The following is a 15,078-nucleotide window of genomic DNA, read 5'->3' on the forward strand; positions in this document are numbered from 1 at the left end:
TGTTATGAGTGGATAAAAACCTTGCCAGCATTGTAGCACACTTTATGAGATGGCGCAAGCAAAAAGTGCCCTTTATGCGGACATTTGTATTCGTTACAAAGACACAGTCGTTCGCTTTTCATTTCCATTTATCTATGGTAAGATACTCCCATGGATACAGAAAGGATGACAAGATTTTTATGAAATATCAACATATGCAGAAAGGAATTTTTCTTAGCCGTCCCAATCGTTTTATTGCCCATGTTTTAATATCTTTAGAAAACGGTCAGGAAGAATCTGTTGTCTGCCATGTAAAAAATACAGGACGCTGCAAAGAACTGTTGATGCCAGGGGTAACCGTGGTCGTAGAGTTTCACCCGGATGCTGCTCTCCTTGGGAGAAAAACACAGTATTCCTTAATCGGAGTGTGGAAGGAAAGAGAAAGCGGTCCTCTTCTTATTAATATGGATTCCCAGGCCCCGAATCAAGCAGCCTATGAATGGCTTTTATCAAATGAAACAGGGATCCCTCTTCCTTACGATGAAGATGGCAACAAAGGTACTAATTCCCTCTTAAAAATACAGAACTTAAAGCGGGAGGTAACGTTTGGACAATCCCGGTTCGATCTTGCTTTTCAATCTTTAGAACCTAGGTTCTCCGCATTTATGGAGGTCAAAGGCGTTACTCTAGAGGAAGATGGCTTAGCCATGTTTCCTGATGCACCTACCCTTAGGGGAGTGAAACATGTGGAAGCGCTGGTAAAGGCTCACAAAGAAGGGTATGAAGCCTATATTCTCTTTGTGATCCAGATGAAAGGGATGAAAGGGTTTACACCAAATATAAAAACGCACCCGGAATTTGCGCAGGCACTAAAAGCGGCAAAAGATGCAGGAGTCCATATCCTGGCCTATGACTGTATTGTCACAGAAAATTCTATGACCATAAACCAACCAGTACCCGTTTTGTTGGATGAATGAACTTAACGATTGATATCAAAAAGTCTGGGTAAGAATTTCTTCTTCCCAGACTTTTTAACGTTAAAACTTACGACCTCCGCCTCCCATGGTACGGCCAGAAGAGGAATGGGTGGTACTTCTGCCGGGTGAAAATCCACCGCCAGAACCTCCTCCAGAGCCTCCATTATTATTATTCCTTGGAATAATCACATGGGTCACAGTCTTATTAATTAAATTATCCATCTTCTCGGAATAGCGAAAGTCACTGGCACCACGATAGGCTTTTAAATAGTTTCCGGTCCGGTTTCTCTCCTTTTTCATGGAGTACTGTCCAGTTACCGTTAAACAGGCCGTCCCAGCAACAAAAAAGGCGATTGCTGCCGCCGCGAGAGCCTCATACCAGCGAATGCTTCTGTAAACGCTGATCTCTCCTGTTTCCTTATCGTAGTTATACTGCCCTCCAGGAATGCCCGCTCTGTAATACTTTACCACTCCGTCTAAAAAGGCTTGGGCACTGGCTGAATAATTTCCCTTACTCGCACTTTCATAGGATTTATCAAGAATTGCATTCCAGCGTTCATCTGTTAGAAATCGGTTCATCTTACCCACAGGAAGAATGTACATCTCCCGGTTATTCATATCAATTAAGAACAAGGCGCCTCTGTAATCAGAGCCAACGCCGTAAGACCCATTGATATAAAAATCCTCTGCATATTGTTTTGCCGACTTACCACCAGTTTCATCCGTCGTCACGACTAAGACATCCATGTTCATTTCCTTTTTCATGGATGTGATCTGTGACTCAAAGCTGTTTCTCTCTTCTGTAGTAAAAAGACCAGCATCATCAAAGACCCGTTTTTCTTCCCCAAAGGAATGGAACGGCATCAACAGGGAAGCAAGTAAAAAGAACACAGCAAATAGAATAACCACTGGCATTCCTTTTTTCAAGCAAATCGATTTTATATTCATCATATTAGATACCCCACAGCTAGCATGGCTAAAAGCATTGGAATGAAAATTTCCGCAAACAGTAGAAGAAGTTTTCCTTTGTCTACAGGGAGCTTTCCGCAGACCTTTCCGGTCTGTCCGTTTATGGTGAAATAATACATCTTATTTTTATTACGATCTAAATAAGTAAGTGCCCATACTGGAAGAAGGGCATATTCCCAGCGTTCCTCTGTAAAGTCAAACAATTCATCCTCAACCCTGACAGAATCGTAGGAAGCGATGCTGTTTTTTAATGTGTCTCTGGCAAAGGATCGAACTTCTTCCTTTACTTCACCGGAAAAGTCCGTCTCCTCCATATCTCTGCGCTCCGCTACAAAACCAGATAAATATCCCATGGAAAAAGGCTCTAAGACATCGGTATCAAACGGAAAGACGCCTTCTGTCAGCTCTTTGCTGGCCTTTTTTAAGGCATTGCGGGGAACATATTTTATGGGCATCAATCCTTCTCGTTTGACTTCATAGGTTTGTGTCTCTGTATAACGATAATTTCCGCTGACCCAGATGCGCAGGCGATCTGCCCTTGCTACCAGACTTCCATTTACTTTGCAGCTATAAAGGAGATAGGGAAAATAAACACCAGAGATCTTCTCAATCTGATCCTCACTATAAAAGGCCTTTGGTGTAAAACGCTTTTTCTTCATCCAGCTCCGAAACATCTCTTCGGCTTTTTTCTTATCTATGGAAAAAGGAATCACATAATCGGGGTGATATTCTCCGGATATTCGGCGGGTTAAGATTACCGGATTGTGACAATAGTAGCAAAAGGTTGCTGCAGTGGTTTCATCTGTCACCACTTCAGCACCGCAGCTAGGACAGGAATAAAGAACCGGTTCTCCCGGGCTTTCCTTCGATTCCCTGGCGACTCTTTCTGCTTCTTTTTTCTCTGCTTCCTTTTCCTTTGCTTCCCCTTCTGTAAATTCTGAAAGGCAATATTCACAGGCATATTTTTGAAGCTTTGGATTGAATTTTAGGGGCCCCCCGCAGTTGGGGCACTGATAGGTTATAATCCCACTCATGGTTTAGATTTGCCGCATTCTGAGCAGAATTTCCCGGTATTAGCGGCTCCACATTCGCAGGTCCAAGGTCCAGCTGGTTTTTTATTTCCACATTGAGGACAGAAGTTTCCGGTGTTTTCATTTCCACAGCTACAAGTCCAACTATTGTCTGGCTGAGCGCTGGAAGGAGCATTCTGGCTTGGCTGCTTGTTCTGATTCATCTGCATCTGTTGGAGATTGGCACTAGAGGCAGCGCCCATAATACCGCCCCCCATATTCATTCCCATGCCCATACCCATATATCCTGCCATAGAACCAGAAGAGTTCCCACCCGCTGCCTCTATTCCTCTGGCAGCAGCTCCCTGAATGTATCCTTCTCTGACGGAGGGATCGCCTAACATGGCGCCCTGGTTTCGCATATGAATTAAGTCTTTGGATTCCTCATCATAGGAAATACTTGCAATTCCTACGGACTGAACAGCAATTCCTCTGCGCGCCTTCCACTGTTCATCTAAAACATCTGACATGTATTGCCCAAGTTCTCTTCCTTTGGAGGATACGTAGGAGATGCGGATTCCATCTGCAGACATCTGGTTGATGGAGGACTGCAATGCCTCTAAAAACTCAGATAAATACTGGCTATTGATATCATCTACCTCTACATTGGCTGCGTTTTTAGGAATGGCCTCTGAATAAAATAACAAGGGATCCGTTACCTTAATGGAATAGGTTCCATGAGCCCTCAAAAATAATTCTGCATTGTAAAACTGGTCAAAATAATTAATCGGATTGGGAGTTCCAAACTTAACTCCCTTTATTTCCTGAAGATTGATAAAATAAACCTTCTGTGTCGTAGGTGTATGACCACCAAAACGGATTCGGTCAAAGGATTCCTTTAATGCTTCTTCAAACTGACCATTAAAAAGGGAGGGGAGAGAAGAATTCTTTACAGTGAAATAACCTGGCTCTCCTGTATAATCAATTACCTTTCCTCCGTCCACTAAAATCATGAACTGATTGGGGTAAACATGGATAACAGAACCGTCTGATACGGTATTGTCTGTTCCTTTGGTGTTAGATCCTTTCCTGATTTTTACTCCGGAAGCAAATACGGTCTGGTCTCCCATCTCTCCTGCTTCTATTATTTCAAGCCATTGGTCTGCCAGTGATCCGCCTAATGCGGTTGTCAGTGCTTTAACAATTCCCATGTCTGTTCCTCCTCAACTGTAAGATCTTTATATTATACTATAAGTTTGGTTCATTCGCTATTAGGCATTCCTCATCAAAGCAATTTCTTTTGCATATCCAGGTAATTCATTGGGCGTTTCCAGATAAAACGGCAGATCCTTTAATAGCGGATGGGTTACAATCCGTTTTAGGGCATCTTCTCCTATAAAACCTTCTCCTATTTTCGCATGACGATCCTTATGAGCCTCTAGTGGGTTTTGGCTGTCATTTAGATGAATGGCTTTTAGTCGGTGAAGGCCAATCACTTCATCAAACCGGTGAATCACTCCGTCAAGATCGTGAACGATGTCATAGCCGGCATCCCACACGTGGCAGGTGTCAAGGCAAACTCCCATAAGCTCTTTGTGATGGACCCGGTCAATAATCTCTCTTAGTTCCTCAAACTCCCGGCCAACCTCACTTCCTTTTCCTGCCATGGTCTCTAGCAGTACTGTGGTGTGAAACTCTGGGGTAAGAATCTCATTTAGCATATCAGCAATATATTGAATTCCCACTTCGATTCCCTGACCCACATGGCTTCCAGGATGGAAATTATAACAATTGCCAGGGGTATATTCCATTCGCATCAAATCATCCTTCATGGTATCCTTTGCAAGGATTCGAAGATTTGGATCCGCGGAACAGGCATTTAAGGTATAGGGTGCATGAGCCAAAATCCGGCTGATGGCGTGTTCTTCTGCAAAGAGAAGAAAACGTTCCACATCGGCCGGATCCATGGCTTTCGCTTTGGTACCTCTTGGATTTCTAGTAAAAAACTGAAACGTATTTGCATCAATGGCCTGGGCATTCTTCCCCATGGCAAGAAAACCTTTGGCCGATGATAGATGACATCCGATTGTAAGCATAGGACCTCCTGTAATTTTATTTGTTCATTCGCTTTCTTTTTGTAGGACTAATGGCTCTTACTGCCGTAAAAAGAAAAATAGCCGCAAGAAGAAGCTGAATAAAGATGCTTAAAACCACCCAATGCTTCATAATCCCATTTTGAGGATGAGGGCCGAACCAACTATTAAGACTCTTTAATACCTGATTATCTCCAGCTTGGCTGTTTATCATTACATAAAAAGTTGCAACAGGATTTAAAAGTAAAAGATATAGGAATGGGCCTGAATTCGCCTGGTCTGCAATGCCACTGACTGAGGAGGCATATGTATTGACCACATTAAGGCGGGCGATAGACAAGGCAAACATATTAACAGCGTAGGTACCGGCTGCGATCATCACCAGCACTCCATAGCTCACCACGGTGGCAATGGTGGAACGTTTAAATATAGAGGAGAAACATATCCCCATGCTTCCACACAAAAGCGCCACACTAAGATAGCATAAAAGTAAAATGAATATATCGTAAGCCGTCACTCCACCATATACAAAAGATACGAAAATCAAAGGGAAGCTTGACATGACCATCAAAAACATGGTTCCAAAAGAAGCCATAAGCTTTCCCCATATGATCTCCCAAGGCTTCAGTGTGGTGGTTAAGAGAAGATCTAGGGTCTGACGTTCCCTTTCCCCGCTAACACTGGCGGCAGTCAAAGCTGGCATAATGAACATGAGCATAACAAATTCCACCACCGCTACGAATGCATAAATGTTAATAAAGGAGGAATACTGGATCTCAGCCGTCATCTTGACTTGTTCTACTACGGAATACATATTAAGAAGAACCACCAGAGCCAGAATGCAATTGAACAGCACCAATATTAAGGCCAGACGGAAGCTTCTAGAACTGACCGTTATTTCCCGCTTATAGACCGGGTTCATTTTCATGTACAAGCACCGCCTTTTCTTTATCATGATCGGTTATCTGCATAAACAGAGTCTCTAAGCTCCCCTGCTCCCTGTAGAAACCACGGACCATTACATCTGCATCTACAAGCTGCTGGAGAAGCAAAGCTTCATCTTGCTCGTCACCGATGAAATTAACCCGAATATCTTGATCCTTAACTGCAATGGTCTGGACGCAGGGCTGGCTTTTTAAGATGGTAAGAGCCCTTTCTTTTTCACCAAGAATAGCAATTATGAGAGGATTGGTGGCATTAACCCTGTGAAGAATCTCTTCTATACTTCCTCCCAGAACCATCTTTCCCTGGTCAATGATACCGATATCCGTACACAGCTCTGACAATTCAGAAAGAACATGAGAGCTTATAAATATAGTTTTCCCCTGCTCCTTTAGGTCTTTTAAGATCTCCTTAAACTCAAATCGAGTCCTAGGATCCAATCCGGAAGCTGGCTCATCAAGAACCAGCAAAAGAGGATCATGAATTAAGGCTCTTGCTAGACACAAACGCTGTTTCATACCTCTGGACAAGCTGTCCACATAGAAGTTACACTTATCTTCTAATCCCACCTGCTCTAAAAGTGTCATATACCGGTTTCTGGCCTTTAACCCATCCAGTCCATAACAGGACGCAAAAAATTCCATATATTCATTGACTTTTAAATTATCATAAACACCGAAGAAATCAGGCACATATCCAATGCTCAGTTTTAAATCCTCTAATCCTCCAGTCACATCCCTGCCATTAATCAAGACTTGACCGCTGTCTGCGGACAAAAGCCCGGTCATGATCTTAATAGTAGTCGTCTTCCCAGCTCCGTTGGGCCCTACAAATCCATAGAGAGAGCCCTGAGGAATCATAATGTCTAAGCCGTTTAAGGCATGAAACTTGCCAAATTTTTTCCATAAGTTCTTGATTTCCAGCATTATTTATCCCTTCCTGTAACAGTAAGCATTGGCAGTGTTATATACCAGTTTTTCCCTTCCGTATCATCACATACGTATTTTACGGTCAGGGTATTACCTGGTGACAGATAAGGAGTCAGCTCCCCAGCAGAATAAACCGTTTTTCCAGAATCCATAACATCATAATTTCCTGTGTCATGATTATAGAAATAAATATCTCCCTTGAACAAATTAATATAGGAAACATTTTCGTTGTTTGAAAAGTCTCCGGAAGGGTTTTCAAATTCTAGTTTTTCCACTTCAAGGTCATTTCCAAGGGAATATTCAAGAGCTACCGGATCCACTGCATAAATCGCATTGGAATCGGAGTAATATTGTCCACTGACTACAGTAGGTGATTTAATGAGAGCTGAATGGGAAACCCTGCCCGCCATTCTTGTATTTACATCAATGGTTGAAGTAAACATAGACATTCCAAAAGTCTCAAAATTCCCCTTAGACAAAAACTGGCTGTCTGACTGACTTTTGCTAAAAGCCACGATTCTGGCTTCCTGATTATACACGGAAGAATACTTATCCATATAAAAACTTAAAATATTAGTTCTTGAAAGTGCCAGCATATACGCAGGATCATTAATATCTGCCTTCGGATACAGATAGCTTCCCGTCACTCTAGCAGATACAATAAAGGAGCTATTCAAAGGATAATTGACCACCGATGCGCCCTTTAGATTCACGGTCTCACCGGGCTTTAATTCGTCAAGCACAATCATCTTCCCATACATAAGAATTCCCACTTTTTCCACTGGAAATGGGTATTCGTTAGTCACAGTCCCGTATACCAATCCATCTGTCAACGTAATATCTCCAAGCAATCCTCTATGGTCCTTGTTGGAAGTTCTTTTTTGCATAGAGAAATATTTAGGAGTAAATGCAGCTGCATTTTGAAGAGAAACCTTGGTTTCTTCCTTGCCATATCCTACCCTTACCTTATAATCTTCATCTCCCACAAACTTGGGTACAGGTTCCATCTCGTAGTTGTTGCTCCTTGTAATGGGAAGGATCTCATAAGAGGGATCTAATGAAATGGTATAAGCTTTGTTATAAGGCGTTCTCATATTAATATAAGTATACTCATCCACATAATTTTCTGTGGAATCCAATATGGTGGCATAGGTAAAGAAGGTGTCCTTAAACCGGGTCTTTATTCCCATCAAATAGATAATAGCCGTAAAGATAAAGGAAACCACCACCACTGCGGTGCGATAATATCCCCTTTTCTCTTTCTTTTTTAAATAGAGATAAATACCAGGCCCTAACAAAATAATATAAGCCAGTATAAGAACGATATAAAATGACAGTCTAGGAAGCTTATCTACATTCCCTGTATTGAGCATATTCTGAACGGACCAAAACTGACCGGAGTTACCACTGTATAAAAAGGAAGATAAGTTGCTTAATTTTGTATCCCCAATCAGGGCTGTGAAAAGCTTATCTACATAGGACCTGTGTGTCTCACAAAAGGTGGCAATATCTGCAAAATCATAGGCAGCAACTCCCACGCTTCCCTTTCCTTTGGATACAGAGCTAAGAACGGAGAACTGGTCATTGGAAAGAACTCCAGTACCGCCCTTTAAAGAAATATCCGCACACACAAGGCTTAAAAAGGAATCTCCAGGGCCGTTGGTGGAGTATTCCACTCCCATATCCACTGACCGTTCTGCAGGAGGCATATAGGACTCTTCCAGAAGCTCTGACCGGAAGGCATAGAGAGTTTCATCGACTCTTGCTCCTGTGCCAAGAAGAAGCGTTCCGCCTCCCTTAACCCACTCCCAGATTGCTGACATCTGTTCTTTGGAGAGCACTTTGGTATCGTAATCTGATATGACCAAAACATCAAGAATATCAAGTCCAATGACGTGATCTGGCATCTTTTCTGTCTTCATGTTAAACGTCTTAATACGAACGGAACTATAGTTAACCCCGACTCCATCTAGATAAGACATCTTTTCAGGGTTATCGGATAAAATCCCGACTAAAAGCTCTGCTGTTTCAGGGGTAGCATTGGTTTTGAGTCGTTTTCGAAGTAGCTCGGTTCCGTTTTTGTCCAAGAGCTTTACATAAAGGGTATCTGCTCTACCTGCCGGAGTATCAAAGGATTGATCAAGTACTTCCTTTGCATCTAAGGAAACCGGATAGTCATACTGATAAATATCATAATCCGATTCCATAGCTTCTATACGAATTGTGCCGGAGAAGGGAGTATTAATACTACTCTTTAAGGTTACGTTTACAGGTACAAAACGTCCGGTTTTCGTATTTCCATCGTATCCAAAGGAAACATCCATGGAAATCCCTGCTTCGGAAACCGTATTATATTCATTTTCCTGCGCGTTGGCATCCGTTGCGTTCATGCCGAAAACAGGCAGCTTTATGCTGCCTGCTATCATAAGCGCTATGGAACAAACCAGGAATACTTTTCTAATATTCATCCTGTCTCATCCTATCTTTCCAAAATTCTCTTTGTTCACATCGAATTCTACTTTTAGCTTCACTGTAAAAACGGTACCAGATAAATCACTGGTCACATCTATGACTCCGCCGTGAACATCCACGATGTTCTTTGCGATGGCAAGCCCTAGTCCGGTTCCTCCAGTATCCGTGGAACGGGACTGCTCCACCCGGTAAAACTTATTAAAGATTAATGGCAACTCATCCGCAGGAATCACATAACCGTAATTGACTACAGATATGGTTACCTGTTCCTCATTTCCATTGACCTTTACTAAAATCCGTTTCCCGTCGGCTCCGTATTTGATGGCATTGTTAATGAGATTGTCAAACAGGCGCGCCAAAAGATTGCCATCAGCTAAGATGACCATAGCCGGGACATTACTTTGTAGCTCATAGGATAAGTTCTTATCCACAAAGCTGGGATAAAACTCTTCTAAAAGCTGACTTAAAAGCTTCATCACATCCACTTTTGCTACGTGCATGGACATCTTTCCGTAGTTTAACTTTGTAAATCCAAAAAGATCTTCAATGAGCTTTTCCAATCTTTTTGTCTTCACATATGCGATTCCTATGTACTTCTTTTGAACCTCCAAATCAAGTTTCGTCTCACCAGAAAGAAGTTCCAGATACCCGGTTATGGAAGTTAAGGGAGTCCTTAGGTCATGAGCAATGTTGGTAATCAACTCATTCTTGGTCCGCTCCGCTTCCCTCTCCTTATCCATGAGCTCCTTTAGATCTCCTACCATCTTATTTAAACTGGCAGCCATGACAGAAAATTCATCATCCCCTTCAATATCCACCGTGATGTTTAGATCTCCTTCAGAAATACTGTGCATAGCGTCGGATATTTTGGCAATGTATCGCATGGAACTTTCCTGCAAAAGAAGAAAGGTAACCGTAAAAATACCGATTCCAAATACAACATAAATAAGAATCACTACGGCATCAAACGTGGTAAGAAGCTCCACGAATGCATTGTCCCTATCTGTGTTTTTCATATAGGATGCAATCAATGAGATATTGGTTACAAGAAAAAGTTCTATGAGGACCGTAACCACCGCACTGTAAAAAATGTTGGCTACGACCCTTGTATGGAACCGGCGATTGATGTCACTTTTCAATTTTGTATCCTACCCCCCAAACAGTGGTAATGATCTTGTTCTGTCTGGTGTCTTCCTTCATCTTGCCTCTCAGACGCCTAATATGTACCATTACTGTGTTGTTGGCTTCGTATACCTTCTCATTCCACACCTTTTCAAAAATCTCATCGGTACTGAACACTTTTCCTGGATTGGAAGCCAGCAAATAGAGTATGTCGAATTCAATTGGGGTGAGTTTAACCTCTTCTCCGTAAACAGTGACCTTATGATTGTCTTTATTAATAGTCAGCCCTCTGATGGCAATTTCATTCTTTGCCGCTTCATTGGCTGAGCTGTTGGGGTTTAGCTGAGTATAACGACGTAGCTGAGATTTCACACGTGCCGTCAATTCCAAAGGATTAAAAGGCTTTGTAACGTAATCGTCTGCTCCGGTTCCCAGACCAAGTATCTTATCTAAATCGGTTGATTTGGCACTGAGCATAATAATGGGTATATTATTCGTCTCTCGTATCTTCCTGCACATGGATAGCCCATCCATTCCAGGCATCATGATATCTAAAAGGACTAGTTGGATCTGATGTTTTTCAAGTATCTCAAGACCCTCCTCTGCGTGGTTTGCCTTATATACTTTATATCCATCGCTGACCAGATAAATTTCAACTAGTTCTGCAATTTCTTTCTCATCATCCACGACCAGTACGTTTATTGTTTCGGACATGAAAAATACCTCCCTTGTCTTTATGTAAGCGGCTCTTCGTTTTTCACAGAAAAGCCTGCATTCATTTTACCACAAGAAAGGTATCTTTGCCTTACTATTTTCTTACAAAAAACCTATAAAACGGTAATTATAGGTTAAGCTTACCATTTAATTATGACTCTCTGTGGGGATAAATACCCGGTTTGCTTGAGGGTTTAATTTCTTAAGTTCATCTTTAACCGCAAGCTTTGCTTCTTCGCAAAATTCCTCCTGGCTGTTTCTTTGGATACGGCCTCTTCGGTCAGGTTTTTCATAAGTTCCATCCGGTAACAAGATATGGGCTTTTACATTATCTTCTATTTGTAATTTAAGGACATCGCAGATCCGTTCCTTTAAATCCTCATCCTCTACCGGGAACATGATTTCCACCCGTTTATCTAAATTTCTTGGCATCCAGTCGGCGCTACCTAAGTATAACTCTGTACTGCCATCGTTTTCAAAATAGAATATCCTGGCATGTTCCAAGAAATTACCGATGATGGAGTGGACGGAAATATTCTCACTTAATCCAGGGACCCCTGCTTTTAAGCTACAGACTCCACGAACGATAAGTTGGATCTTCACTCCGGAGCAGGACGCCTCATAAAGAGCGACAATGATATCCTTGTCGCAAAGGGAATTCATCTTAGCGATGATATGAGCCGATTTGCCCACCTTGGCATTCTTTGTCTCCCGCCGAATCATCTTTAGGAATCTCGCTCTGAGCCAAATGGGAGCTACCACCAGCTTATTCCATTGTAGAGGCTCGGAATAACCAGACAGCATATTAAATACGGCTGTGGCATCTTCTCCGATTTGGGGATTGCAGGTCATAAGGCCAAAATCCGTATAAAGCTTTGCTGTGGAATCGTTATAATTTCCGGTTCCCAAGTGGACGTAGCGACGGATTCCATCCTCTTCTCTTCGGACCACCAGGGTGATCTTTGAATGAGTCTTTAAGCCCACGAGTCCGTAGATTACATGACAGCCTGCTTTTTCAAGCATCTTTGCCCAGTTGATGTTGTTCTCTTCGTCAAAACGAGCCTTTAATTCTACCAGTACCGATACCTGTTTCCGGTTATCGGCAGCCTCCGCCAAAGCAGCAATGATGGGAGAATTTCCACTGACACGGTACAACGTCTGTTTGATTGCCAGAACCTCAGGATCCTTTGCGGCAGTTTTTACGAAATCCACTACAGGGTCAAAGCTTTCATAAGGATGGTGAAGTAAGATATCTCCCTTTCGAATATTCGTGAAGATGTCTTCCTCGTTCATAAACTCCGGCACCTGCTGGGGAATATAAGGGATGGCTTTTAAATGGTCGAATCCTTTTAATCCATACATCTTCATTAAGAAGGTAAGATCAAGAGGGCCCCCAATTAGAAAGATATCACTAGAACTGATGCTAAGTTCCCGCTTTAATATCTTTAACAGGCTCTTATCAATCTTTTCTTCTACCTCCAGACGGATTGCTTCTCCCCACTGTCTCTTCTTTAACTGCTTTTGAATCTCTTCCAGAAGATCCACCGCTTCCTCTTCATCTAGGGTTAAATCCGCATTTCTCATGACGCGAAACGGGCTGGCAGTGACTACATGATAATTAAGAAACAGACTTCCAATATTGCGTTCGATGATTTGTTCCAGTAATATAACCTTTTGCCCTTCCCCTTTCTTTCCAGGCAACTTAATCATTCTAGGAAGCACGCTTGGAACTTGTACCATGGCAAACTCCAATTCCTCTTCGCCACTTTTTTTCTTGAGAAGAGCGGCAATGTTTAAGGATTTATTGCGTATAAGTGGGAATGGTCTTGAGGAATCCACAGCCATTGGGGTAAGAACCGGATAAACGTCACGTTCAAAATAGCTGTCCACAAATTGGCCTTCCTCCTCACTTAAATCTTCATGATTTAAAATAAAATGAAGTCCATTCTGTTTTAAGGAAGGAAGCAGGGATCGATTGAAGGTGGAATACTGGAGAGCCACAAGCTCATGGGTTTTCTCACTGATTTTTTCTAGCTGCTCTCCTGGTTTTAAACCAGCAATATCTGGTTTTGTATATTTGGCATGAACCATATCCTTTAAGGAGGCTACACGGACCATGTAAAACTCATCTAAGTTGGAAGCGGTAATACTTAAAAATTTAAGCCGTTCAAACAGAGGGATGCTTTTATCTCTTGCTTCTCCAAGTACCCGGTAGTCAAACTCGATCCAGCTCAGCTCCCGGTTAACATAATTATTTGGATTGCTATATATTTCATTGATGTCTACCATTAAGTCAACCTCCTCTTCTGCTTTAAGACTGGTCTGATTCCGAATATCTCTTCAAAGAAATCTGCCTTTTGGCTAAATGCCACGGATTCTAAGGTGATATCCCCTTCATAAGAAGTGGTCACTAAAAGCTGCCCATTTTTCACATTCATACGGGAGTCTGATAGCTTCTGCTTATGGCTTCTGTCCATGGAATTTGCCAGCCTTAATATGGCGGTGAGCTTTGCCATTAATATGGTGATGTCCTCTTTGGATAATTCGCCTTTTGTATTGCGAAACAGCTCTTCATTTAAATGCATACGGCTGTAGTCAAATTCTACTCCGTTATACCGAACCACATTGGCTATGATCTCCCGTTCCATGTGGGACAATCCAATGATTTCTGTGGACATAATAATATTATAGGCGGATTCACTGGACTTTTTCATGGAAATAAACTTTCCACAGGCGTGAAGACAAGCGGCAATCTGAAGCAGCAGCCGTTCTCGCTTTCCCATGCCGTGGTATTTTTTCATACTGTCAAAGAGATCAAGCACATACTTTTCCATGATGGCGGTGTGAGGGCCGTGGCATTTGTATCGTTTCGCCATATTTCTGGAGGCGGCCAAAATATCTTCGGAAAAATCATGATGGAATTTAACTGCCTTTGTCTCCTCCGCATATTCCGCTGCGATGCTGTCACAAAGGCGAATGCCTGGAATCCAAAACATCTCGGCTCCGGTCAGTTCCAAAACGCGTTTATAAATAATTGCCGCAGGAACCAAGAGAGCCGCATACTCTGCATTGACTCCAAACCTTTCCTGAATCTGATCCACAGACATCTTCAACAGCTTTTCATAGAAACCTACATACTCTTCGGCCGTAATCCATTCAACTGCTTTTCCGCCGTTACTGCCTCTAGATAAGTATAGAATGCTTTCACCAACGCCAATTAAACTTTTGATCTGCCGATCTTTTATATATACCTTTCGAAAGGTGTATAGCTCGTTGTCTACCATCTCTTCGATCAGGGTATTTTGCATCTTTGTGCTGACTTGTACATCAGTCATCATTTCACGAATTCTTAATACTCCCAGCATGAGATTCTGAGTGGAAACTAAGGCATCTTTATCAAAGAGAGATACCTGCATGCTTCCAAAGCCTACATCAACAATGGCAGTTCCTTTTTCAATGATCTTGCTAAATTCTGCGTCCTTTGATGCAATGGCCTTATAGCTGATAAACCGTTGCTCCGAATTGCTTATAATTTGTACCTCTATGCCGGTTCTGACACGAACCTGATCCAGAACAATCTGGTTGTTTTTTGCTTCCCGTAAGGCACTGGTGGCATAGGCCCGGTACCCAATCACCTTATACGACTGCATGATTCCAGCAAAATCCTTGATTACATCGCACATCTCTTCCACCAGCTCATAGCTGATTTTTCCATTGTTGTAGGTATCTTTGCCAAGGGCGATAACATGGCGAACGTGATCGATCTTATTGATTCCATTTTTGACAGATATCTCATAGATGCCTAGTTCCAGTTCAAACGACCCCACATCGATGGCAGCAAATAATTTGATTGCCATACTTGTCCTCCTTA

At 42.3% G+C, this 15,078-nt stretch carries 12 protein-coding genes; 1 reads left to right on the forward strand and 11 read right to left on the reverse strand.

Annotation, left to right across the window (positions count from 1 at the left end):
- Positions 1-179 precede the first annotated feature (179 nt).
- Positions 180-956 carry a DNA/RNA nuclease SfsA gene (gene sfsA / locus BET01_RS10110; protein WP_120196678.1) on the forward strand — a complete coding sequence of 259 codons (777 nt, stop codon included), beginning with the start codon at positions 180-182 and terminating at the stop codon, positions 954-956.
- A 60-nt stretch (positions 957-1,016) separates the two neighbouring features.
- Here the strand turns inward: sfsA and BET01_RS10115 are convergent, their stop codons facing one another.
- The 11 genes from BET01_RS10115 to BET01_RS10165 all read right to left on the reverse strand — a co-directional run bounded on the left by BET01_RS10115 (position 1,017) and on the right by BET01_RS10165 (position 15,064).
- Positions 1,017-1,907 carry a TPM domain-containing protein gene (locus BET01_RS10115; RefSeq protein ID WP_120196679.1) on the reverse strand — a complete coding sequence of 297 codons (891 nt, stop codon included), beginning with the start codon at positions 1,905-1,907 and terminating at the stop codon, positions 1,017-1,019.
- Positions 1,904-2,959 (reverse strand): TFIIB-type zinc ribbon-containing protein, encoded by a 1,056-nt coding sequence (locus BET01_RS10120; protein ID WP_120196680.1) that lies wholly within the window; start codon positions 2,957-2,959, stop codon positions 1,904-1,906. The genes BET01_RS10115 and BET01_RS10120 overlap by 4 nt, the downstream gene beginning before the upstream one ends.
- The gene (locus tag BET01_RS10125; protein WP_120196681.1) at positions 2,956-4,146 is read right to left on the reverse strand and encodes an SPFH domain-containing protein; all 1,191 of its coding nucleotides are present in this window, start codon (positions 4,144-4,146) and stop codon (positions 2,956-2,958) included. Before BET01_RS10125 ends, BET01_RS10120 begins: the two co-directional genes overlap by 4 nt.
- Positions 4,147-4,206: 60 nt before the next feature.
- Complete coding sequence (locus BET01_RS10130; RefSeq protein ID WP_120196682.1) at positions 4,207-5,031, reverse strand: deoxyribonuclease IV; 825 nt, start codon at positions 5,029-5,031, stop codon at positions 4,207-4,209.
- Between the two features lie 16 nt (positions 5,032-5,047).
- Positions 5,048-5,956, reverse strand: coding sequence for an ABC transporter permease (locus BET01_RS10135; protein ID WP_120196683.1), 909 nt, complete (start codon positions 5,954-5,956; stop codon positions 5,048-5,050).
- On the reverse strand, positions 5,934-6,896 hold the full coding sequence (locus BET01_RS10140; RefSeq protein ID WP_120196684.1) for an ABC transporter ATP-binding protein: 963 nt from the start codon (positions 6,894-6,896) through the stop codon (positions 5,934-5,936). Before BET01_RS10140 ends, BET01_RS10135 begins: the two co-directional genes overlap by 23 nt.
- A complete protein-coding gene (locus BET01_RS10145; RefSeq protein WP_120196685.1) occupies positions 6,896-9,367 on the reverse strand; it encodes a hypothetical protein in 2,472 nt (823 codons plus the stop codon). The genes BET01_RS10140 and BET01_RS10145 overlap by 1 nt, the downstream gene beginning before the upstream one ends.
- A gap of 6 nt (positions 9,368-9,373) precedes the next feature.
- On the reverse strand, positions 9,374-10,510 hold the full coding sequence (locus BET01_RS10150) for a sensor histidine kinase (RefSeq protein WP_120196686.1): 1,137 nt from the start codon (positions 10,508-10,510) through the stop codon (positions 9,374-9,376).
- Positions 10,500-11,207, reverse strand: a complete 708-nt coding sequence (locus BET01_RS10155) for a response regulator transcription factor (RefSeq protein ID WP_120196687.1) — start codon at positions 11,205-11,207, stop codon at positions 10,500-10,502. Before BET01_RS10155 ends, BET01_RS10150 begins: the two co-directional genes overlap by 11 nt.
- A gap of 147 nt (positions 11,208-11,354) precedes the next feature.
- Positions 11,355-13,496, reverse strand: coding sequence for an RNA degradosome polyphosphate kinase (locus BET01_RS10160; protein WP_120196688.1), 2,142 nt, complete (start codon positions 13,494-13,496; stop codon positions 11,355-11,357).
- Positions 13,496-15,064 carry a Ppx/GppA phosphatase family protein gene (locus BET01_RS10165; protein WP_120196689.1) on the reverse strand — a complete coding sequence of 523 codons (1,569 nt, stop codon included), beginning with the start codon at positions 15,062-15,064 and terminating at the stop codon, positions 13,496-13,498. Before BET01_RS10165 ends, BET01_RS10160 begins: the two co-directional genes overlap by 1 nt.
- Positions 15,065-15,078 lie beyond the last annotated feature (14 nt).

It is taken from the genome of Lacrimispora algidixylanolytica, from assembly GCF_003609635.1.
GTDB lineage: Bacteria > Bacillota > Clostridia > Lachnospirales > Lachnospiraceae > Lacrimispora > Lacrimispora algidixylanolytica.